Annotated in this window: 19 protein-coding genes; 13 read left to right on the forward strand and 6 right to left on the reverse strand. The window is 63.6% G+C overall.

The features are described from left to right. Nucleotides 1–12: 12 nt before the first annotated feature. On the forward strand, nt 13–822 hold the full coding sequence (locus tag ACMU_RS14605) for a division plane positioning ATPase MipZ (protein WP_035260930.1): 810 nt from the start codon (nt 13–15) through the stop codon (nt 820–822). A 3-nt stretch (nt 823–825) separates the two neighbouring features. Here the strand turns inward: ACMU_RS14605 and glpK are convergent, their stop codons facing one another. Beyond that, nucleotides 826–2,313: a glycerol kinase GlpK gene (gene glpK, locus ACMU_RS14610; RefSeq protein WP_035260932.1), complete on the reverse strand. Its 1,488-nt coding sequence runs from the start codon at nt 2,311–2,313 to the stop codon at nt 826–828. 2 nt (nt 2,314–2,315) lie between these two features. Further along, entirely contained in the window at nt 2,316–3,905 is a 1,590-nt protein-coding gene (gene glpD / locus ACMU_RS14615) for a glycerol-3-phosphate dehydrogenase (RefSeq protein ID WP_035260934.1), read from the reverse strand. Nucleotides 3,906–4,232: 327 nt separating this feature from the next. Here glpD and ACMU_RS14620 point away from each other — a divergent pair, with 327 nt between their 5' ends. The 8 genes from ACMU_RS14620 (at nt 4,233) to ACMU_RS14655 (ending at nt 14,817) form a co-directional block, all read left to right on the forward strand. Further along, nucleotides 4,233–5,255: a substrate-binding domain-containing protein gene (locus ACMU_RS14620; RefSeq protein ID WP_035261109.1), complete on the forward strand. Its 1,023-nt coding sequence runs from the start codon at nt 4,233–4,235 to the stop codon at nt 5,253–5,255. Between the two features lie 75 nt (nt 5,256–5,330). Beyond that, nucleotides 5,331–6,842, forward strand: coding sequence for a sugar ABC transporter ATP-binding protein (locus tag ACMU_RS14625; protein WP_152544633.1), 1,512 nt, complete (start codon nt 5,331–5,333; stop codon nt 6,840–6,842). A 4-nt stretch (nt 6,843–6,846) separates the two neighbouring features. Then, nucleotides 6,847–7,845: an ABC transporter permease gene (locus ACMU_RS14630; protein WP_152544634.1), complete on the forward strand. Its 999-nt coding sequence runs from the start codon at nt 6,847–6,849 to the stop codon at nt 7,843–7,845. A gap of 19 nt (nt 7,846–7,864) precedes the next feature. Next, a complete protein-coding gene (locus ACMU_RS14635; RefSeq protein WP_035260935.1) occupies nt 7,865–8,860 on the forward strand; it encodes a sugar-binding transcriptional regulator in 996 nt (331 codons plus the stop codon). Then, nucleotides 8,857–9,858 carry an aldo/keto reductase gene (locus tag ACMU_RS14640; protein WP_035260937.1) on the forward strand — a complete coding sequence of 334 codons (1,002 nt, stop codon included), beginning with the start codon at nt 8,857–8,859 and terminating at the stop codon, nt 9,856–9,858. Before ACMU_RS14635 ends, ACMU_RS14640 begins: the two co-directional genes overlap by 4 nt. A 62-nt stretch (nt 9,859–9,920) precedes the next feature. Beyond that, the gene (locus tag ACMU_RS14645) at nt 9,921–11,663 is read left to right on the forward strand and encodes a glycerol-3-phosphate dehydrogenase/oxidase (RefSeq protein ID WP_035260939.1); all 1,743 of its coding nucleotides are present in this window, start codon (nt 9,921–9,923) and stop codon (nt 11,661–11,663) included. Nucleotides 11,664–11,667: 4 nt separating this feature from the next. Continuing rightward, the gene (locus ACMU_RS14650) at nt 11,668–13,173 is read left to right on the forward strand and encodes an FGGY-family carbohydrate kinase (RefSeq protein ID WP_035261113.1); all 1,506 of its coding nucleotides are present in this window, start codon (nt 11,668–11,670) and stop codon (nt 13,171–13,173) included. Between the two features lie 54 nt (nt 13,174–13,227). Continuing rightward, entirely contained in the window at nt 13,228–14,817 is a 1,590-nt protein-coding gene (locus ACMU_RS14655) for a GMC family oxidoreductase (protein WP_035260941.1), read from the forward strand. A gap of 204 nt (nt 14,818–15,021) precedes the next feature. Here the strand turns inward: ACMU_RS14655 and ACMU_RS14660 are convergent, their stop codons facing one another. The 3 genes from ACMU_RS14660 to ACMU_RS14670 are packed head-to-tail and all read right to left on the reverse strand — an operon-like array spanning nt 15,022 to nt 17,452. After that, a complete protein-coding gene (locus tag ACMU_RS14660; RefSeq protein WP_035260942.1) occupies nt 15,022–15,927 on the reverse strand; it encodes a ribokinase in 906 nt (301 codons plus the stop codon). A 3-nt stretch (nt 15,928–15,930) separates the two neighbouring features. Then, the gene (locus ACMU_RS14665) at nt 15,931–16,380 is read right to left on the reverse strand and encodes an RbsD/FucU family protein (protein WP_035260944.1); all 450 of its coding nucleotides are present in this window, start codon (nt 16,378–16,380) and stop codon (nt 15,931–15,933) included. Then, nucleotides 16,373–17,452, reverse strand: a complete 1,080-nt coding sequence (locus ACMU_RS14670; RefSeq protein ID WP_035261115.1) for an ABC transporter ATP-binding protein — start codon at nt 17,450–17,452, stop codon at nt 16,373–16,375. Before ACMU_RS14670 ends, ACMU_RS14665 begins: the two co-directional genes overlap by 8 nt. A 211-nt stretch (nt 17,453–17,663) precedes the next feature. On the opposite strand from ACMU_RS14670, the gene ACMU_RS14675 reads away from it, so the two are divergent. Genes ACMU_RS14675 through ACMU_RS14690 form a run of 4 tightly spaced genes read left to right on the forward strand, consistent with a single transcriptional unit; the run spans nt 17,664 to nt 22,469 of the window. Continuing rightward, nucleotides 17,664–19,322 carry an extracellular solute-binding protein gene (locus ACMU_RS14675; RefSeq protein WP_035260946.1) on the forward strand — a complete coding sequence of 553 codons (1,659 nt, stop codon included), beginning with the start codon at nt 17,664–17,666 and terminating at the stop codon, nt 19,320–19,322. 57 nt (nt 19,323–19,379) lie between these two features. Next, a complete protein-coding gene (locus tag ACMU_RS14680) occupies nt 19,380–20,486 on the forward strand; it encodes a carbohydrate ABC transporter permease (RefSeq protein WP_035260948.1) in 1,107 nt (368 codons plus the stop codon). Further along, on the forward strand, nt 20,483–21,406 hold the full coding sequence (locus ACMU_RS14685) for a carbohydrate ABC transporter permease (protein WP_081805541.1): 924 nt from the start codon (nt 20,483–20,485) through the stop codon (nt 21,404–21,406). Before ACMU_RS14680 ends, ACMU_RS14685 begins: the two co-directional genes overlap by 4 nt. A gap of 34 nt (nt 21,407–21,440) precedes the next feature. Then, a complete protein-coding gene (locus ACMU_RS14690) occupies nt 21,441–22,469 on the forward strand; it encodes an aldo/keto reductase (RefSeq protein WP_152544635.1) in 1,029 nt (342 codons plus the stop codon). Here the strand turns inward: ACMU_RS14690 and ACMU_RS14695 are convergent, their stop codons facing one another. Then, entirely contained in the window at nt 22,470–23,120 is a 651-nt protein-coding gene (locus ACMU_RS14695; RefSeq protein WP_035260950.1) for a GntR family transcriptional regulator, read from the reverse strand. Nucleotides 23,121–23,127 lie beyond the last annotated feature (7 nt).

Genomic DNA, 23,127 nt, shown 5'->3' on the forward strand with positions numbered 1-23,127 from the left:
AAGGGGTAAGGCATGGCGCATATCATCGTTGTGGGGAACGAAAAGGGCGGTGCGGGCAAATCGACCATGTCGATGCATGTTGCCACCGCGTTGTCGCGCATGGGTCACAAGGTGGGAACGCTGGATCTGGACCTGCGGCAACGCAGCTTTGGCCGCTATATCGACAATCGCCAGAAATTTTGTGCCAAACATGGCCTGAACCTGCCGACACCGGAATACCGCGACCTGCCAGAGATCGACAAGGACAGCCTGCAGCCCGGCGAAAACATTTTTGACCGCCGCCTGTCCATGGCCGTGTCCGGGATGGAGCAGGACGCCGATTTCATCCTGATCGATTGCCCCGGCTCGCACACGCGGCTCAGTCAGGTCGCGCATTCGCTGGCCGACACGCTGATCACGCCGCTGAATGACAGCTTTGTTGATTTCGACCTCTTGGCGCGCACCGATGCCGATGACGGTCGAATTCTGGGTCCGTCTGTCTATTCCGAAATGGTGTGGAGCGCGCGCCAGTTACGCGCGCAAGCCGGCCTCAGCGCGATTGACTGGGTGGTGCTGCGCAATCGGGTGGGCGCGCAAAACATGCACAACAAGAAGAAGATGGGCGAGGCACTGGACACGCTGGCCCGCCGCATCGGTTTCCGCGTGGCGCCCGGGTTCAACGAGCGGGTGATCTTTCGCGAGCTGTTCCCCAATGGCACCACGCTGCTCGATCTGCGCGATCTGGGTGTTGGGAACCTGAACCTGTCGAACCTGGCTGCCCGGCAAGAGCTGCGCGACCTGATGATCGCGCTGAACCTGCCCGGCGTGACGGTCGATTTCTGAACTTCAGACCAACAACGTGGCCTGCACCGCGCGGCCCCATGCGGCGTATTTGGCACTGCGCGTCCCCTCGTCCATCTGCGGGGTGAATTGCCGCTCGCGCGCCCAGTTGGCGGCAAAGCCGTCCATATCGGGGCAGATCCCCGCGCGCATGCCCGCCAGCCAAGCCGCGCCCAGCGCGGTGGTTTCCAGAATATGCGGCCGGTCAACGGCGGCACCGGTGATGTCGGCCAGAAACTGCATCGTCCAGTCCGAGGCGGTCATGCCGCCATCCACCCGCAGCACCGCATCGCCGCCCTGCGCGCCCCAGTCGGCCTGCATCGCCTGCAGCAGATCGCGGGTCTGATAGCCCACGCTTTGCAGCGCGGCGCGGGCAAACTCGGCCGGCCCACTGCCACGGGTCAGCCCGTAAACCGCACCGCGGCATTCGGCGTTCCAGTAAGGCGCGCCAAGGCCGGTGAAGGCGGGCACCAGGATCACGTCCTGCCCCGCATCGGCGGTTTCGGCCAGCGCTTGCGTCTGATCCGCCGCCTCGATAATGCCCAGCCCGTCGCGCAGCCATTGCACCGCGGCCCCGGCCACAAAGATCGAACCCTCCAGCGCATAGGTCACCTTGCCGTCCAGCTGATAGGCGATCGTGGTCAGCATCCGGTTTTGCGAGGTCACCATGGTGTCGCCGGTGTTCAGCAGCGCGAAACAACCGGTGCCATAGGTCGATTTCATCATGCCGGGCTGAAAGCAGGCCTGCCCGATGGTCGCGGCCTGCTGGTCGCCCGCCACACCCAGGATCGGGATGGCGGCGCCAAACAGCGCCGGGTCGGTGGTGCCGAAATCGCTGGCGCAATCGCGCACCTCGGGCAGCATGGCCATGGGTACGCCCAGTAGCGCACAGATCTCGGCATCCCACGCGCCATCGGCGATGTTGTACATCAGCGTGCGCGCGGCGTTGGTGGCGTCGGTCACATGGGACGCGCCGCCGGTCAGCTTCCAGATCAGGAACGTGTCGACGGTGCCAAAGATCAGCTGCCCGGCCTCGGCCCGGGCGCGGGCGCCGTCGACATTGTCCAGCAGCCATTTCAGCTTGGTGCCCGAGAAATATGGGTCAAGCAGCAGGCCGGTGCGCGCGGTGATCATCGGCTCGTGGCCATCGGCCTTGAGCGCGTCGCAGATGCCGGCGGTGCGGCGGTCCTGCCAGACGATGGCGCGGTGGATCGGTTCGCCGGTCTCGCGATCCCAGACCAGCGTGGTTTCGCGCTGGTTGGTGATGCCGATGGCAGCGATGTCGCCGGCGGTCAGCCCGGCCTTGTCCAGCGCCGCGCGGCCGGTGGCCAGCGTGGTAGCCCACAGATCGGCGGGCGCGTGCTCCACCCAGCCCGATTGCGGGAAATGCTGAGTGAACTCTTCCTGCGCGGACGCTTTGGCCGTCAGGCCCGCGTCAAACACGATGGCGCGGCTGGACGTGGTGCCTTGGTCAAAGGCCAGTATGTGGCTCATGCTTATCCTCCCTGCGGTGCGTTGGCCGCCATCCAGCTATCCAGCGCTGCGGCCTGCGCGTCGTCAAGATGCAATCCCAGCTTGGTGCGCCGCCACAGCACATCCTCGGCGCGGCGGGCGAATTCGCGGTCCATCAGCCAGCGCAGCTCGACCTCGTAAAGCTCGGCACCGAAATCACGGCCCAGATCCGCGAGCGCGGTGGCCCCGCGCAGCATCTCGGCGGCCTCGGCCCCATAGGTGCGGATCAGCCGTTTGGCATGGCGGGCTGACAAAAACGGATGCGCGGCGCGCAGCTGTGCGATCAGCCCGTCCACGCCATCCACCGGGAAATCGCCCCCCGGCAGCGGCACGCCGGCGGTCCATTTGTCGGGCAGGCCGGGGAAATAGGGCGCGATCTTGTCCAGCGCGCTTTCGGCCAGCCGGCGATAGGTGGTGATCTTGCCGCCAAAGACGCTGAGCACCGGGGCGGTGCCGGTATCTTCGACCTTCAGCACATAGTCGCGCGTGGCCGCCGTGGCCGAGGTGGCGCCGTCATCGTAAAGCGGGCGCACACCGGAATAGGTCCACACCACCTGATCGCGCGTCACCGGCTGTTCGAAATATTGCGAGGCGAAGGCGCATAGATAATCGGCCTCTTCCTCGGTACATTCGGGTTTCACATCGGGCGCGTCGTGGTCGGCATCGGTGGTGCCGATCAGGGTGAAGTCTTCCTCGTAGGGAATGGCAAAGATGATCCGACCGTCCTGACCTTGGAAGAAATAACATTTGTCGTGGTCGTAAAGGCGCGGCACCACGATATGGCTGCCGCGTACCAGCCGCACGCCCGCAGGCGCATTGATGCGCAGGGTGTTGTGGATCATGTCGGCAACCCAGGGCCCGGCGGCGTTGACCAACATGCGCGCCGTGACCTGCCGGGTGTCGCCGGTATCGGCATCGGTCAGCGTGACGGCCCAGTGATCGCCATGGCTGTCCACACCAGAGACACGCGTGCGGGTCATGACCTGCGCCCCGCGATCTGCCGCATCCCGTGCGTTCAGCGCCACAAGTCGCGAATCCTGAACCCAGCAATCAGAATACTCGTAGGCGCGCACAAATTTGCGGTTCAGTGGCCGCCCCTCTGGTGTGCCGGGAAGCCGGAGTGTTTCGGTGCCCGGCAGGATCTTGCGCCCCCCCAGATTGTCGTAAAGAAACAGGCCCAACCGGATCAGCCATGCCGGGCGGCGGCCCTTCATCCAAGGCATGAAGAAGGTCAGCAATTTGGATGTCGGCGTGGCGCTATCGAACCGCATTTCGCGGTGATACGGCAGCACGAATCGCATCGGCCAGCTGATATGTGGCATGGCGCGCAGCAAGGTTTCGCGTTCGATCAATGCCTCGCGCACCAAACGGAACTCGAAAAACTCCAAATACCGCAAGCCGCCATGGAACAGCTTGGTCGAGGCCGAAGACGTGGCCGAGGCCAGGTCATTCATCTCGGCCAGGCCCACACGCAGCCCGCGCCCCGCAGCATCGCGCGCGATGCCACAGCCATTGATGCCACCGCCGATCACGAACAGATCGAAATCCGTGCCATGCTTAGGTTTTTCAGCCATCTCGCGCCCCAATCTCTGGCAAGAAAACATTGCCTGAAGTGGTTGCGCAAACAGCGCCAAAGCGCAAGGGGCGCGACGCAAAGTTAATCAGTCGACAGCGCAAAAAAACGCGTTCGTCTGGGGCTTAAGTTGCTGAATTGATACAGTTTTGATACACGATACAGCCATCGTTTGGAAATATATTTCCTTGTCATCAATATGTTGACTGTTTAACGATTCCCACCAACCGTTAGGGGCGTGGCGACACAAGGAGGACGTGCCGCCCAACAGATGCCAGCCCGCCGCGACAATCGTGAAGGGTGGGTGCAAACCGAATGGGAGGAAGCGATGAAAGCTTTTGTCAAAGGACTGATGGCTGCCGCGTTGGCCACAACGGCCGCGCCGGCATTTGCCGCCGAGGATACGCCGTTCCGCTGCGAGCCGGGCGAGAAATACGTGATGAACGTGATGGTGTCGGGGGTGGAATACTGGTTCCCGGTCTACGAGATGTTCAAACAGGCCGCACAGCAGTTCGGCTGTGAAACCGAATACACCGGCACCCCGGCCTATGACATCACCCAGCAGCTTGCCAGTTTCGAGCAGGTTCTGGCCAAGAAGCCCGCGGGCATCATGGTGCACCCGATGAACTCGGACCCGTTCATTGAACCGATCAACCGCGCCGTGGATGGCGGCATTCCGGTGGTGACCTTCGCGGCGGATTCGCCGAATTCGAAGCGGATTTCCTACATCACCTCGGACAACGTGCGTGAAGGTACGTTCGTGGCTGACGCTATTGCCGAAGCCATGGGTGGCAAAGGCGAATACGCCGTGCTGGAAAACCCCGGCCAAGACAACCACGACCTGCGCATCTCGGCCTTTATCTCGCGGATGGAAGACAAGTATCCCGACATGAAGCTGGTGGCGCGTGCGGCCACCAACCAGGACCCGACCAAAGCCTATAACTCGACCCTGTCGATGATCCAGGCGCACCCGAACCTGGGCGCCATCTGGATGCCCGAGGCCAGCTCGGCGCTGGGTGCCGCGCAGGCGGTCGAGGAAAGCGGCAAGGACATCAAGATCGCCAATGCCGACGTGAACGGCAAGATTTTGGACCTGATCAAAGAGGGTAAGATCTTTGCCTCGGTCAACCCGAACCAGGGCGCGCAGGGCTATTGGGGCTTTATGCTGCTGTGGATGGCGGCCCACCCGGAGCTGATCGACCCGATGAACGATCACGCCCAGACCGGGTTTAACCCGATGGGTATGCCGGTTGTCGACAACGGGTTCTCGATCATCACCGCCGAGATCGCCGACAACTTCTACTGGGACGCGTACCTGAAGCGTCGCGGCACCAAAGGCATCAACGAGTGATGTGAACGCCGTTCGGGGCGGTTCCCTAGGCCGCCCCGGACACCCCGCAATACCCCCGCCCAAGGACCTTCGGCCATGTTGAATGACATCGTTCTGCAACTGACCAATATCCGCAAAAGCTATGGTGCGATCCACGCGTTGAAGGGGGTGCATTTCACCCTGCGCCGCGGCGAGATCCACGCATTGGCCGGGGAAAACGGCGCCGGGAAATCGACGCTGATGAAGATTATCGACGGGATCGTGCAGCCCGATAGCGGCCAGATTGTTCTGAACGGCGACGCGCGCCAGTTCCGATCGCCGCTGGAAGCGCAACGCGCCGGCATCGGCTTTGTGCATCAGGAAATCGCCCTTTGCCCGCAGGTCAGCGTGGCCCAGAACATCTGTATGTCACGCATCAACACCGAGGGCGGGTTCCTTGTGAACTATCGCGAGGTCCGTCAGGTGGCCCGTGCCGCCATCGAACAGCTGGCCGATATCGACGTGAATACGCTGGTGGGGGATCTGTCGATCTCGAACCAGCAGGTGGTCGAGATTGCCAAGGCGCTGACGCTGGATTGCCAGATCCTGATCCTGGACGAACCCACCGCCGCCCTGACCGACCGCGAGACCGAGGCGTTGTTTGCCATCATGCACCGGCTGAAGGCGCAGGGCATGAGCATTATTTTCATCTCGCACCGGATGGCCGAGATTTTTGAACATTGTGACCACGTGACCGTTCTGCGCGACGGGGAATACGTGATGGACACGCCGGTGGCCGACACCACGCCCGAGGATGTGGTGAACGCCTTGGTGGGCCGGCAGATGACGCATCTGTATCCCGACAAGCTGACCGGCGACCCGACCGCGGGGCCGGTGATCCTGCGCGCCGAGGCCGTGGCCGACGAGGGCCGCGTGCGCGGCGTTGACCTGACGCTGCACAAGGGCGAGATCCTGGGCCTTGCCGGGCTGATCGGCGCCGGGCGCAGCGAGCTGGTGCAGACGCTGTGCGGGCTGCGCCGGCGGACGGCTGGGCGGGTCGAGTTGAACGGCGCCGCCATCCACCCGCGCGATTATGCCGACGCCATTCGCAGCGGGCTGGTTTACCTGTCCGAGGACCGCAAAGGTGAAGGCGTGTTCCTGAACATGCCCATTGCTCAGAATGTCTCGGCCCTACGGCTGGACAAGGTGACAACGCCTTTTGGCATGCTGGACAGGCGTGCCGAGATGGACCAGGCCCGCACCCACGGGGCCGAGCTGCGGCTGAAGGCCGGCAGCCTGCGCGACGACGTGTCGTCGCTGTCGGGCGGCAACCAGCAGAAGGTGGCGATTGCCAAGTTGCTGACGGCGAACCCCGCGGTGATGATGCTGGACGAACCAACGCGCGGCGTCGATGTGGGCGCCAAGGCCGAGATTCACGCGCTGCTGCGCGATTTCGCCGAACAGGGCGTGGGCATCATCGTGGTCAGCAGCGAACTGCCCGAGGTGATCGGGCTGTGCGACCGGGTGCTGGTGATGGCCGAGGGTCGGATCAGCGGCGAGCTGTCCGGCGATCAGATGACAGAAGAGAATATCATGGCGCTGGCCTCGGGCCTGGCGCTGACGGGGTAAGAAGATGAGCGATCAGACAATGAGCAACATGACAAACCAAAGTGGCGCAAAAACCAGCATGCTGATGCGGCTGGTGCGCATGCGCGAATTCGCGTTGATCGTGATCATTCTGGCGTTGAGCGTGTTCATGTCTTTCGCCTCGCCCTATTTCCTGACCGAGGGCAATCTGCGGGCGATCCTGCTGTCCTTCTCTACCGAGGGCATCGTGGTGGTGGGCATGACGATCCTGCTGATCGTCGGCGGCATCGACCTGTCGGTCGGCTCGGTCATGGCGCTGACGATGGCGGTGGCGGGCAAGCTGTTCCTGGTGGGGTTGGACCCCTGGGTGGCCAGCCTGATGGGCATCGGGGCGGCGGCGATGATCGGCGTGGTGATGAGCTTTTTCGTCACGCGCGTGGGCCTGCATTACTTCATCGTGTCGCTGGCATTTCTGGGCATTGCGCGCGGGCTGACGCTGGTGGTGACGCAAGGCACGCCGCTGTCGCTGTTCTCGTTGCCGCCCGAGTTCAAATTTGTGGGCCAGGGCAGCCTTTACGGAATTCCTTTCGTGGTGATCCTGTTCTTTGTCATCGTGGGTGTGGCGGACTTTCTGCTGCGGCGGGCGACGATTTTCCGGCGGGTCTATTACGTGGGCTCGAACGAAAAGGCGGCCGAGTATTCGGGCATCCGCGTCAAGCGGGTCAAAGCCGGTGCGATTATCCTGTGTTCCACCCTGGCGGGGCTGGCCGGCGTGATCTTCATGTCGCGCTTTGGCGCGGCCCCGCCCCAGTTTGGCGTGGGGATGGAGCTGAACGTGATCGCCGCCGCGGTGATCGGGGGCGCGGGCCTTTATGGCGGCCAGGGTTCGGTGCTGGGGGCGATCTTGGGTATCGCGCTGCTGTCGCTGGTCAGTTCGTCCTTGCAGCTGCTGGATGTGCCAGTGTTCTGGCAGGACGGCATCAAGGGTGGCATCTTGTTGGTTGCGGTGACGATTGATCATATCGTGCACACGCGCAAAGCCTGATGCCGAAAGGATAATACCCATGCCCGCCAACCGCCGACGCGACGACCTGACCCAAGCCCGCCAGATGCACAAAGCGCTGGTGATGTATTACCTGGAAGAACGCAGCCAGGCCGATATCGCCAAAGAGCTGGGCGTGGCGCATGCCACCGTGAACCGGATGATCAAGCGTGGGCGGGCCGAGGGGTTGGTGCATATCAAGATCACCTCGCCCATTCAGGACCTGCTGGAGCTTGAGGCGCGGCTGACCGAGCTGGGCGGGCTGAAAAACGCCGTCGTCACCCCGACGGCAAGCGACAGTCTGGAAACCGCGCTGCGTGAGGTTGGGGTGGCGGCGGCCAATCACCTGACCTCGGTCCTGCAGGATGGCATGACACTGGCAATCACCGGGGGCAAGGGTGTCAGCTCGGTGGCGCTGGGTCTGGATGGCGGAACGCGCCGCGCGGTGGATTTGTATCCTGTGACCGGGTTGGTGCAGGGCAAACACTATACAGATGTGAACCACGTCGCCGCGATCATGGCAGACAAGCTGGGCGGTCAGTCCTACCAGATTCACGCGCCACTTTTTGCCGACACGCCAGAAATGCGCGAGATGGTTTTGCAGATGGGACCGGTGCGCAAAGTATTTGAACAGGCGCGGCAGGCGGATGTCATGATGGTGGGCATCGGTTCGATCCTGACCGATGACAGTTCCTATTACGAACTGGACCCCGACAACGGTATTGACCGCGAGGCGATCGAGGCCGCCGGTGCGCGTTCGGAACTGGTTGCACATCTGCTGACCGGTGACGGCACGGCCTGCGAGTACGAACGCAACAGGCGACTGATCAGTCTGACGCTTGAAGAATTGCGCGCCATCCCCACACGGATCGGCGTGGCATCGGGGCTGAACAAGGCGGCGCCGATCCTTGCGGTACTGCGCGGCGGATACCTGGACACATTGATTACGGACGAGGCCACGGCACTGAAGGTGCTGGAACTGGCTGACAGCATGCAAGGCGAGGGAGAAGCTGCATGAACGACGAAATGTTGATCCGCCCCATTGGCGCATCGGGCGTCGAGGCGTCGGCGGTGGGTCTGGGCACCTGGGCCATTGGCGGTTGGATGTGGGGCGGCGCGGATGACGCGGCCTCGATCAAGGCGATCCAGGCGTCGCTGGACGCGGGCCTGTCGCTGATCGACACCGCGCCGGCCTATGGTATGGGCCATTCGGAACAGATCGTGGGCCAGGCCATCAAGGGCCGTCGCGATCAGGTGGTGCTGGCCACCAAATGCGGGCTGGTCTGGCACACGCAGAAGGGCAACCATTTCTTCGATCAACAAGATAAGCCGGTGCACCGCTATCTGGGCGCCGACAGCATCGTGCACGAGGTAGAGCAGAGCCTGAAACGGCTGGGCACCGATTACCTGGACCTGTACATCACCCATTGGCAGGACCCCACGACGCCGATCGACGAAACGCTCGAGGCGTTGTTGCAGCTGAAATCGGCGGGCAAGATCCGCGCCACCGGCGCGTCGAACGTGACGGCCGAGGATCTGCGCGCCTATGTGGCGGCGGGGCAGCTGGATAGCATTCAGGAAGAGTTCTCGATGATCCACCGCAAGATCGAGGGTGAGCTGGTGCCGATCTGCGCCGATCACGGCGTGTCGATCCTGAGCTATTCGTCGCTGGCGCTGGGTCTTCTGTCGGGCAAGATCGGCCCGGACCGGGTGTTCGAAGGTGACGATCTGCGCATCACCGATCCGCGCTTTTCGGTGGAAAACCGCACCCGCGTGGCCGCCCTGCTGGACGAGGTGGCGCCGATTGCCGCCGACCACAACGCCACCATCGCGCAAACCGTCATCGCCTGGACGCTGCAACAGCCCGGCATCACCTTTGCCCTGTGCGGCGCGCGCAACCCCGAACAGGCGGCCGAAAACGCCGCCGCCGGGCGCATCAGACTGACCGACCAACAGGTCCAAACCATCAACGAAGCGGCCGCCCGGCACCTGACGGATATCGTCACCACCGGTTAATCCGCCATGACAAGTGAACGAGGAAAGGCACCGCGGCCTCGGCTGCGGTGAACAGAGAAGCCATGCCTGAAACGCGGGCCAACACATGGGCCGACCTGGCCGCCGACCCGACCTTTGACGCCATCGTCATCGGCGGCGGCATCAACGGCATCAGCACCTGGCGCGAGCTGGCGCTGCAAGGGTTGCGGGTGCTGCTGGTCGAGCGGTCGGATTTCTGCTCGGGCTGTTCGGCGGCACCGTCGCGCATGATCCATGGCGGGCTGCGTTATCTGGAAAACGGCGAGTTCGATCTGGTGCGCGAAAGCCTGGCCGAGCGCGACGCGCTGCTGCGCAATGCCCCGCATCTGGTGCGACCGCTGCCCACCACGGTGCCGATCACGCAGGTCTTTTCGGGCATTTTCAACGGCGCGCTGGGGTTTCTGACCAAACGCAGCCGCCCGGCCAATCGCGGCGCGGTGGTGATCAAGCTGGGCTTGGCTTTTTACGACATCTTCACCGCGAAACGCCGCCAGATGCCGCGCCACACCTTTCGCGGTCGTGCCGCCACCTTCGCCGCCTGGCCGCGGCTGAACCCCAAGCTGAAATTTTCGGCCACCTATTACGACGCCTGGATCTCGCATCCCGAGCGGCTGGGGCTGGAGTTGATCACCGACACGCTGCGCGACTGCCCGGCGGCCCGCGCGCTGAACTACGCCGAACTTTCCCGCACGGATGAAACCATACTGGTGCGCGACCTGACCAATCAGGCCGAGGTGCACGTGACCGCCCGGGCCATGGTCAACGCCACCGGCGCCTGGCTGGACGAGACCAATCGCGACCTGCTGCCGAACGGTGGCAATGCGCGGTTCGTGGGCGGCACCAAGGGCTCGCACCTGATCATCGACAACCCCGATCTGTTGGCCGCCCTGAACGGCCACATGATCTATTTCGAGAATGTCGATGGCCGCGTCTGCATCCTGTTTCCGTATCTGGGCCGGGTGCTGCTGGGCTCCACCGATCTGCGGGTGGATCAGGCCGGGCCGGTGCGGTGCGAAGATGACGAGCTGGACTATATCCTGACCTCGCTGAGGCACGTGTTCCCCGATATCCGCGTCGCGCCGGACCAGATCGTCTATACCTATTCCGGCGTCCGCCCCCTGCCCCGGTCCGACGAGGGGTTCACCGGCCGCATCTCGCGCGGGCATTTCACCCGCCGCATCGACGGCACGCCGCCGGTCTTTTGCATGATCGGCGGCAAATGGACCACGTTCCGCGCCTTTGGTGAACAGTCCGCCGACATGGTGCTGGAGGCGCTGGGCCACAGCCGCAAGGTGGCAACGCTGGACCGGGCCATTGGCGGCGGTCAGGGGTTTCCCGCCGACCAGGCGGCGCTGCAACGGCAGGCCGACACGTTGTCGCGGAGGTTCAACGTGCCCCTGCCCCGCGCCGAACATATGCTGCAGCATTATGGCAGCCGCGCCGAAGAGATCCTGGGCCATTGCGCCGCCGGACCCGACGCGCCGCTTTGCCCGGGCAGCGCCTATACCACCTCCGAGATCGGCTGGATCATCGACAACGAAATGGTGCAAAGCCCCGCCGATATCCTGCAGCGGCGTACCGATCTGGCCATCACCGGCGCCATCTCCGCGCGGGTGATCGAAGCGGTGACCAACCAGCTGGCGCAGGCGCGCGGCTGGCCGGCGGAAAAAACCGCGGCCGAGATCACCCGGTTCCGCGCAGCGCTGCACCGGTTTCACCGGGTAGACCCCGCCACCCTGGCCGCGCGCGATGCCCGTTGCGACACAGACCAATCCACGCAAGGATGATACCATGAACGAACGTTACCTGCTGGGGCTGGATGCCGGGAACACGGTGATCAAGGCCGTGCTGTTCCGCACCGATGGCACGCAGCTGGCCATGGCCGGGCGCGATGGCGCCTCGGCCACACCCGCGCCGGGCCATGTGGAACGCTCGATCCCCGAGCTGTGGGACAATGCGCAGCAGGTGATCCGCGACTGCATCGCCAGCGCCGGGATCGATCCTGCCGATATCGCCGCCATCGCCTGCGCCGGTCATGGCAACGGTCTTTACCTGCTGGATCAGGCCGGCGACGGGCTGATCGGCATTCAGTCGCTGGATGCGCGCGCTGCTGACCTTGCCGGCACGCTGAAGGCACAATCGGGTGCTCAGCTGCACGCGCGGTGTTTGCAGATGCCGTGGCCGGCGCAAACCGCCACCTTGCTGGCCTGGCTGAAACAGAACGCGCCCGACACCTATGCCCGCGCGGGCACGGTGCTGTGCGCCAAGGACGTGGTGACGTGGCACCTGACCGGTCAGCGCGTCTCGGAGATCTCCGACATGTCGGGGGGCGGGCTGCTGAACATGACAACGCTGGCCTATGACACCGAGCTGATGCAGCTTTATGGCCTGGACGACGCCATGGGCCTGCTGCCGCGCCTTTTGAACCCCAGCGATATCGCCGGCCACGTGACCGAGGCCGCCGCCGCCGCCACGGGCCTGCGCGCCGGCACACCGGTCATGGCGGGCCTGTTTGACGTGGTGGCCAGCGCCCTGGGCTCGGGGGCGGCCGAGAACGGGCAGGCCAGCATCATCGCCGGCAGCTGGAGCATCAACCAGGTGCTGTCGGCCACCCCGCCGGCCAATCCCGACCTGTTCATGGTCACCGCCTTCCGCCCCGAGCGGTTTGTCACGCTCGAGGCCAGCGCCACCTCGGCGGCCAACCTGGAATGGTATGTGCGCCACCTGGTCGAACGCGGCGGCCATCACGACGACCCGTTTGGCCATTGCAACACAGCGGTCGCCGCGACGCCGCCCGCCGCGGACGATCCGTTCTTTCACCCGTTCCTGTACGGCTCGGGTCAGGGCGCCGATTTCCGCGCCGGGTTTTACGGGCTGGCCGGCTGGCACGGCGAAGGGCACCTGCTGCGCGCGTTGTTCGAGGGCGTGGCGTTTGAACACAAACGCCATATCGGCGTGATGGCGGGCGCAGGCATGCAGTTCGACACCGCGATCCTGTCGGGTGGCGGCGCTCGCAGCCCGGTCTGGCCACAGATCTTTGCCGATGTCTTGCAGATCCCCGTCACCGTCGCCCGCGCCGAGGAAACCGGCGCCCTGGGCGCGGCGATGTCGGCGGCGGTGGGGCTGAAGCTCTTCCCCGGCTACGCCGCCGCCGCCAACGCCATGGCCGCCCCCGACCGGTCCTATACGCCCGACCCCGCGATGACGGATCACTATGCCAGGCGCTATGCCAGCTATACCGCGCTAACCGACGCCCTGCGCCCGTTCTGGGCAAGCCTTGCCGCCGGCGACAGGTAGGGCGTTGAACCCGACGCGTATTTGGGCCAGCCTCGACCGCGGGGAGGACAGCCCATGGCGGATTGGGACTATATCATCGTTGGCGCCGGTACAGCGGGCTGTGTGCTGGCCAATCGGCTGAGCGCGGATGGCCGCACGCGGGTGCTGCTGCTGGAGGCCGGTCAGCGCGACAACTATCATTGGGTGCATATCCCGGTGGGCTACCTCTATTGCATGGGCAATCCGCGCACCGACTGGATGATGCGCACCGCCGAGGAACCGGGGCTGAACGGCCGCTCGCTTGCTTATCCGCGGGGTAAGGTTCTGGGCGGGTGCAGCTCGATCAACGGCATGATCTATATGCGCGGGCAGGCCGCCGATTATGACAACTGGGCACAGATGGGCAATCGCGGCTGGGGCTGGGACGATGTGCTGCCCTATTTCCGCAAATCCGAGGATCACCATGGCGGCGAGACCGACCTGCATGGCGAAGGCGGCGAGTGGAAGGTGGCCCGGCAACGGCTGAGCTGGGACATCCTGAACGCCGTTCAGGACGCCGCGGCTGAGCGCGGCATCCTGCCGACCGATGACTTTAACGCCGGCACCAACGAGGGGTCGGGTTTTTTTGAGGTAAACCAGAAGGGCGGCGTGCGTTGGAACACCTCCAAGGCGTTTTTGCGCCCGGCGATGGAGCGGCCCAACCTGCGCGTGGTGACCGAGGCCGAGACCGAGGCGGTGATGATGGAGGGCCGCCGCGCCGTCGGCGTGCGCTATCGCCACAAGGGTCAGGTGGTTGAGGCGCGCGCCGGGCGCGAGGTGCTGCTGGCCGCCGGTGCCATCAACTCGCCCAAGCTGTTGGAACTGTCCGGCATCGGGCAGGCCGACCGGCTGCACGATCTGGGGATCGCGGTGGCCCATGACAGCCCCGGCGTGGGCGAGAACCTGCAGGATCACCTGCAAATCCGCACCGTTTTCAGGATCGAAAACGCGGTGACGCTGAACCAGAAGGCGAACTCGCTCTGGGGCAAGGCCGGCATGGCGCTGGACTATGCGCTGCGCCGGTCGGGGCCGTTGTCGATGGCGCCGTCGCAGTTTGGCCTGTTCACCAAATCCGACCCGTCGCTGGAGACCCCCGATCTGGAATACCACGTGCAACCGCTGAGCACCGACAAGCTGGGTGACCCGCTGCACCCGTTCCCGGCCATCACCATGTCGGTCTGCAACCTGCGGCCCGACAGCGTGGGGGATTGCCATATCGCCACGCGCGATCTGGCCGTGCAGCCCGACATTCGGTTGAACTATCTGTCTGCCGAACGCGACCGGATGGTGGCCGCCATTTCGGTGGAGCAGGTGCGCCACATCATGGCCGCCGAGGCGCTGAAGCCCTATGCGCCGCAAGAGCTGCTGCCCGGCCCCGCCATGACCACCCGCGAAGAAATTCTGCAAGGCGTCGGGGACATTGCCACCACCATTTTCCACCCCGTGGGCACCTGCAAGATGGGCGGCGACCCGTTGGCGGTGGTCGACGACCAGTTGCGGGTGCATGGTGTGGCTGGTCTGCGCGTCGTGGATGCCTCGGTCATGCCCAAGATCGTGTCAGGCAACACCGCCTCGCCGGTGATCATGATCGCCGAGAAGGCGGCGGATATGATCCGGGCCGGCTAGAGGCACCGAAACCTATCCCATCCACCTGGCACAAAAGACCGCGGGGTGGCGATGCAACGGGTGTGTTAAGGCACTTTATGACAGCCCGGTTCCTCCAACAGAACTGCCGGGCGTGCCAACCGCAAAATCGCCAGCCCTTACGGGCGGTCTGGCGATCAGCCGGGCACCTTCGGTGCTGTTAACCGGCTAAGGGCCAACGCAACCTCACCCCAACAACGCGGCAACCTCGTCCCAGCTGGGCATCGAAGGCGCGGTGCCGGGCCGGGTGACCGAGATCCCGGCGGTGGCGCAGCCGATGCGCACCGCCGCTTGCGGGGTCTCGCCGCGCGCCAGGGCCGCCGCAAACCCGCCGTTGAACGCGTCGCCCGCGCCGGTGGTTTCCACCACCGGGCCGGCGTTGAAGGCGGGGACAATGCCGTGGCTGTGCAGATACACCCCCCGCTCGCCCAGCGTGATGATCGGCGTGCCGACACCGGCGGCTTTCAGCGCCTCGGCGGCACGGGCGGCATCGGCCTCGGTCTCGACCGGGATACCGGTGATCTCGGCCGTTTCGGTCTCGTTCGGGGTAACGTAATCGCAAAGCGCCAGCATGCCTTCGGGCAGTTCGGCCGCCGGGGCGGGATTCAGGATCGTGGTCACGCCTGCCGCGCGCGCGATCTGAAGCCCGCGCATCGCCGCATCCATCGGTTGTTCCAGCTGTGTGATAAAGACATCCGCGCCTTCGATCACGTCGCGGTTCGCCTCGATATCTGCGGCGGTGATCAGGGCCGCGGCGCCGGGCGAGATGATGATCGCGTTATCGCCCGAGGCTTCCTCGACAAAAATATAGGCCGCGCCGGTGTAACTGTCGGGCGTGTCGATCACATGGCCGATCACGCCTGCCTCGGCCCATGTGCTGCGCGCCATGCCGGCGAAATCGTCAACCCCCAACCGGGTGATCATATGCGTCTCGGCCCCGACGCGCGCGCAGGCCACTGCCTGGTTCGACCCTTTGCCACCCGGGCCCAGCGCAAAGGAATTTCCCAATATGGTCTCGCCCATGCGCGGCATCCGGTCAGCGCGATAGGCTGTGTCGGCGACAAACACGCCGAGGATGGCAACCTTGTTCATCGCTTACCCCTCGTCCGGCGGGATCACGCCTTTGCGCAGGGCAAAGCAGCCATAAAACCGCCGCTCGCCGGTCTGGATCACCGCATAGGCGGATTTGGCGCGGTCGTAAAAGGCAAAGCGTTCGATCGGCAGCGCCGGATCAGCCCAGCCTGCTGCCGCAACCTCGGCCTGAAACTCCTGCATCACCGGCAGGATCGTGTCCGGCTCGCCCACCACTTCCATGCGGCCGACGCTGTCATCGACAAACGTGTCCAGCGGATAGACCGACAGCACCGCGCGTGCCACCTCGGCCACCGGCCTGTCAATGCGCAGAACACGGCCCAGCGTTGTCTGCCGCGCAATGGCGTCCGAGGGGAAGTTGGTGTCGGCGATGATCAAATCGTCGCCATGGCCCATGGCCCTGAGCGCGTAAAGAACGTCGGCGTTCAGGATCGGGTCTATGCCTTTAAGCATCCTGGGTCTCCTTTTGGGCCGAGGCGGTAAAGCGTTGGCCGGTTTCATCGTCAAAAATATACAGCCGCCCGGGATCGGCATGCAGGGTCACATTCTGACCCGGTGCAAATTCGTGTCGGTTGTGGAAAACAGCCGTAATATCCTGCCCGGCGCATCGAAAGACCACCACGGTCTCGGCCCCGGTGGGCTCAACCACCTTAACCTCGGCCTGCAAGGCGGGGCCGCTGCCCGACAGCGAAAGGTGTTCTGGCCGAATACCCAACTGTACCGCGCCTGTTACACCGGCGCCAATCGCCAGTGTTTGGCCATCCGTCAGCGTCAATGTTTCGCCCGCCACCGTGCCAGGTAGAAGGTTCATCGACGGCGCGCCGATAAAGGTGGCCACAAAGGTGTTGGCGGGGTTGTCGTACAGGTCCAGCGGCGCACCGATCTGTTCGATGCGCCCCGCCTGCATCACAACGATTCGGTCGGCCAGGGTCATCGCCTCGACCTGATCGTGGGTGACAAACACAGTGGTTGTGCGCAGGCGCTGATGCAGCTCTTTGATCTCGGCGCGCATCTGGATGCGCAGCTTGGCATCCAGGTTCGACAGCGGCTCGTCGAATAAAAACACCTGCGGGTCGCGCACGATGGCGCGGCCCATCGCCACGCGCTGACGCTGGCCGCCCGACAGGTTGCGCGGCTTGCGCGACAGCAGATCGGTCAGGCCCAGGATCTCGGCCGCCTTGGCCACCCGGGTGGCAATCTCGGCCCGGTCGACGCCTGCAACCTTCAGCGCGAACCCCATATTATCGGCCACGGATTTGTGGGGATAAAGCGCGTAAGACTGAAAGACCATGGCGATGTCACGCTCGGCCGGAGGCAGGTTGTTGACCACCTGCGGCCCGATGGCGATGGTGCCGCCATTGATCGGCTCTAGCCCCGCAATCATGCGCAGCAATGTCGACTTGCCACAACCAGAGGGGCCCACCAACGCGACGAATTCCCCGTCGTCGATGTGAACGTCGACCCCGTGGATCACCTGCGTTGACCCATAGGATTTCCTGACGTCGCTGATCGCAACTGTCGCCATTTCGTGCTGCCCCTCCCGTGGCATCTGGGATGCTAGCCAAGGCCCCCGGCCCTGTCCATGCCGACCAAACGGCAATCATTGACACACTAACATTTCAGTTCATACTCAACCATGACCGCAGATTACCGGCGCCGCCAACTAAAAAAACTATTCAATACAATTTTGGCCCGACGGGAAATTCGGTTGTGTTTGAAGTCTTTGGGAGGAGACGATGAAAGTAGACCTGTATAACTACGTCACCGCTGTGCAGCGCATGTCGCGCCGCAACATGCTGAAGGGCACCGCCGCATTGGGAGCCGCGGCCGCGATGCCGAGGGTGGCGCTGGCCGACGGGCACGCGAACCTGCGGGCCGAGATTCTGAAAATTCCGGGTGTGGGCGCGGGGTCACCGACAGACCGCGACTGGCAGACCGTGGGCGAGATGTGCCTGGGCGCCTCCAAGGCCAATGTGGCCGAGGGAGAGTTCGAAGGCGTAGAGCTGACCTTTATGGGTCTGAACAACCAGAACTTGCACAACTTCCTGTTCCGCGGCTTTCTGAAACCGTGGGAGGCTTATACCGGCGCTAAGATCAACTGGATCGACCTGGCGCAGGCCGACTATAACGCCCGCCTGCAGCAATCCATCGCCACCGGCACCGTGGATTTCGACATTATCGAGATGGGCGCCCCGTTCGAAGGCGACGTGCTGGGCAAGGGTCTGGCATCGGAAATGCCCGACTGGGTGAAAGACCAGATCGATATGGACGACTATGTCGGCTATTTGCAGGCGCCCGTGGGCACCTGGGACGGCAAGACCTATCGCGTGTCGATCGACGGCGACTGCCACACCTTTGCCTATCGCAAGGATTATTACGAGAACGCCGATTTCGCCAAAGCCTGGGCCGAAGAGGGCGACGGGTCCGCGTGGGAGGTTCCCACCACCTGGAGCCAGGTCAACGCGCATTCCAAGTTCCTGGCCGGCAAGACCGACCCGCTGACCGGGCTGGAGGCGCATGGCTTCCTTGACCCGCTGAAGGGTTGGGGCGGTTTTGGCTTCTACTTCCTGGAAGACCGCGCCACGGGTTATGCCAAGCATGCCGACGATCCGGCATGGCTGTTCGACCCCGACACCATGAAGCCGCGGGTCAACAACCCCGCCTTCGTGCGCGCCATCGAAGAGGTGATGGAACTGGTCAACACCGACAAGGCCTATCCGGCCGACCAGATCAACGCCGACCCTGGGACCACCGCGTTCCAGCAGTTCCTGGCCGGCACCGGCGGCATGCTGACATGGTGGGGCGACGTGGGCTCGAACGCGCGCACATCCGACACTTCTGTCGTGGGCGATGTCATCGGCTTCTCGACCATTCCGGCGGGCGATGCGGTATACAACGCCGCCACCGGCGCGTGGGAGGAAGGCCGCAACGAGGCCCCCAACATGGCCTATATCGGCTGGGGCGTATACGTGATGAAAACCGTGGATGGCGACGACAAGAAGAAAAAGGCCGCGTGGTCGGCTGCGGCGCATCTGGGTGGCAAGGATCTGTCGCTGTGGATGTCGGCCTATCCGTCGGGCTTTCAGCCGTACCGCAACTCGCACTTCAACTATGACGAGTGGGAAGAGGCCGGGTATGACCGCGCCTTTGTCGAGGATTACCTCGGCTCGAACGCGGACAGCTATAACCACCCCAACGCTGCGATCGAACCGCGCATTCCGGGGATCTTCCAGTACTACTCGGTCGCCGAGGACGAACTGGCCAAGATCTATGCCGGCCAATACGGCTCGGTTCAGGAAGGTGCCGATGCCATCGCCGCAGCATGGGACAAGATCACCGATCAGATCGGGCGTGAAAGCCAGATCAAGCTGTACAAGGCCGCATTGGGCCTGTGATCAACCCTGCCCCCGGCGGCACGTTTCGCCGGGGGTAAAAATTGCATTGGGTGGGTAATGGAAAACGAAGGCGACCTGTTGCACACGGTGACATCGGATCAGATTTCACCGGCACGGATACGCACCGGGCGTCTGATGACTTGGGGTGCAGCCGCGCTGTTCGCTGCGTTGGCTCTTTTGCAAGCCTTGCACGAGGCGGGCCATATCGGCGCCGGCTTCGACAGCTGGCGGCCCGTTTTATATGCCTACCTTCTGTGGGCCACAGCGCTTTGTGCTGCGCAAGTGGTAACGCGGGGGGAAAAAGGTAAACGCAGCCTGTTCGTGTTACCTGCGGTGCTGTTCGTGGTCAGCCTTGTGGTCTTTCCGCTGCTGTTTGGCCTATACATCTCGTTCACCGACTGGAACCTGGCCAGCCAGAACGGCGCGCGGCCCAATGGCACGGCCAACCTGGTGCAGATGTGGAACGATGCGTTTTACTGGAACGCGCTGAAAAACATGGTCTATTACGTGCTGGCCGTGTCGGTGGAATATGTCATCGCCTTCGGTCTGGCCCTGCTGCTGAACGCGCAAATCCGGGCGCGCAAATTCTTTCGCGTGGTGTTCCTGCTGCCGCTGATGCTGTCCCCCGTCGCGGTCAGCTGGATGATCGGTAAGTCGATGCTGGAGGTGCGGTTCGGCCCCATCGCCCGTGCCGCACGCGAGCTGGGCTGGGACAGCCCCAGTTTCTTCGGCAGCCCCGAAATGGCGCGGTTCATGATCATGGCGATGGATGCGTGGACGTTCATCCCCTTCATGATGATCATGCTGCTGGCCGGTTTGCAGGCGCTGCCGCGCGAGGTGATCGAGGCCTCGAAAGTGGACGGCGCCAGCGCGTGGCAGGCGTTCCGCGAAGTGATCTTTCCGCTGATGCTGCCCGTGTCGGTCACCGCCGTGGTGATCCGTATTATCTTTAAGCTGAAGCTGGCCGATATCATCATCAACGTCACGTCGGGCGGCCCCGGCGGCGCGACGGACAGCGTGACCAGCTTTATCTTCCGCGAATACCGTGACCGGTCGAATGTCGGCTATGGCACGTTGCTGGCGATGGTGTACCTGGTGCTGATCATCCTGTTTGTCACCGCGCTGCTGAAGCTTGTGAGCCGCTGGATGGAGCGCCCGGCATGACTGACAGCACCCAGATCTTTCACGACAACCCGTCCGACACCGCCCGCAAGGCGCGCCGGGTGGTCAGCCGCACGGTGATCTATGCGCTGTTGCTGTCATGGGCAGTGATCTGCCTTTTCCCGATCTTTTGGACGCTGACCACCGCGTTCAAGCTGGCGCCCGACGTGATGAAGGGCAATCTGATCCCGTGGGTCGATTTCACCCCGCGCTGGAAAGGCTGGGCCTCGCTGGGCCTGTCGCCCGACCTGATCGGCGAGGTCTCGACCGTGCGCGAAGAGTTCCTGAAACGTTTCTGGAACTCAACCATTGTCGCCGTCTCGGCCTCGGCGCTGGCGGTGGCACTGGGGTCGCTGGCGGCTTATGGGCTGTCGCGGTTCAACTATCGCTTTGGCTTCATGCGGAACTCGGACATTTCGTTCTTTTTTCTCAGCCAGATGATCCTGCCGCCGGTGGTTTTGGCCCTGCCCTTCCTGGTGCTGTACAAAAGCCTGGCCCTGCTGGACACGCGGGTGGGGCTGATCCTGCTTTACACCCTGATGGTCCTGCCCATTGTTGTCTGGATCATGCGCGACCAGTTCCAGGGCATCCCGGTGGAACTGGAAGAGGCCGCGCTGGTCGACGGTCTGGGCATCTGGGGCGCGTTTCTGCAGATCGTTCTGCCGCTGGCCCTGCCAGGTATGGTGGCGGCGTTCATCCTGTCGCTGGTTCTGTGCTGGAACGAGTATTTCTTTGCCGCGCTGCTGACCTCGACTGACGCCAAAACATTACCCGTAATGGTGGCCAGCCAGACCGGCAGCCAAGGCATTAACTGGTGGTCCATGGCGGCCCTGTCTTCGGCCGCGATCCTGCCGCTGATTGTCGTGGCCATCGTGCTGGAGCGGTACATCATCAAAGGCATGGCCGCTGGGGCCGTGAAATAGAGGGGCATTACAGCCCGCTTATGGAGATAGATAAATGACACTGAAGACACGCCATTGGGACCGTCTGTCCAATGGGGGCCTGACTTTTACCGAACTTGGATTTGGCGCTGTGCCGGTTGGCAATATCTACCAAGCCATTTCCGATGAAGAGGCGCGCGCCACCCTTGACGCGGCATGGGACGGCGGTATCCGGCATTTCGACACTGCGCCGCTTTATGGGCTGGGCCTGTCCGAAATCCGCCTTAACCCGTTCCTGCGCCACAAACCGCGCGATCAGTATGTGCTGTCATCCAAAGTTGGCCGTCTGCTGCGGCCATGCGCCCCGGAAGAGAGGTCCGGTATCGGCAAGTGGTTTGATGTACCGAACCGGCAGGAAGTGTTCGACTACTCGTATGATGGTGTGATGCGGTCGATTGAACTGTCTCTGGAACGGCTGGGTGCTTCGCGGTTAGACATTATCTATGCCCATGACTTGTGTATCTTCAGCCACGGTTCGAAAGAAGCATCCGATGCCCGGATCAACGAGCTGTTTGAAACCCGCGGGTATGACGCGATGATCGAACTGCGCGACCAAGGCGTGGTCAAGGCCATTGGCGCCGGGGTCAACGAATGGGAGGTCTGCCAGACACTGGCCGAGCGTGGCGATTTCGATCTGTTCCTGCTGGCCGGGCGCTATACGCTGCTTGAACAAGAGGCGCTGAGCAGTTTCCTGCCATTGTGTGAACAGCGGGGCATCGGGATCGTGACAGGTGGACCTTATAATTCAGGCATTCTGGCGACTGGGGCAAAACCCGGCGCCTTCTACAACTATGACCCTGCCCCACAGCCGATCCTGGATCGTGTCGCCGCAATAGAGGCCGTTTGCGCCAATCATTCGGTCAACCTGGTCGACGCCGCGTTTCAGTTCCCCCTGCGCCATCCCACGCATGTCTCGGTTATCCCCGGCGCCAAAAGCCCGGCCGAAGTGGCCGCGAACATCGCCGCGGCCAATGCCGAGATCCCCGGCGATTTCTGGGCCGAACTGAAGGCAAAAGGGTTGGTACGCGAGGACGCACCGATCTGATCAGGTGACCAGCATCCGCAGGCCTTGCGTGACATCGGCCCGGACCGCCACGCGCAGTCCGGGTTCGTCGCCGGCCCGCAAGGCCGCAATGATCAGCTTGTGATGGCCGGGCGGCTCGGATCGGCCTAACCGCCCATACAGCGCGCGCATCGTGGGGCCAAGTTGCAGCCATACGGTCTCGGCCAGGGCCAGCATCGCCGGGGCCTGCGCGCGCAGGTAAAGGGTTCGATGAAACTCCAGATTCGCGCGGATATAGCCAACTGCGTCGCCCACGCTGACCACATCAGCGATGGTTGCATTGATCGACTGCAGGCGTTCAATCAGCGCCTCATGGGCGCGCGGCAATGCGCGCGAGGCAAGCTCGGGTTCCAATAGCGCGCGGATGGCGGCAAGTTCCTCGATCCGGTCATTGCTCAACTCGGGCGTGCTGACCCGGCCCGACGACGACAGGTTCAACGCTCCTTCGGCAGACAGGCGCCGCACCGCCTCGCGCGCAGGGGTCATCGAAACGCCGAACTGATCGGCCACACCACGCAGTGTCAGCGCCGCGCCCGGTTTTAGCTGGCCGTGCAAAATGCGGCCCCGCAACACGCGATAGACATGTTCGTGCGCAGCAGATCCGCTTTCGGGGGGACGTGGCAAATCTTCCATGGTGCAA

Origin of the sequence: Actibacterium mucosum KCTC 23349, assembly GCF_000647975.1 — a bacterium.
In the GTDB taxonomy this organism is placed as follows: domain Bacteria; phylum Pseudomonadota; class Alphaproteobacteria; order Rhodobacterales; family Rhodobacteraceae; genus Actibacterium; species Actibacterium mucosum.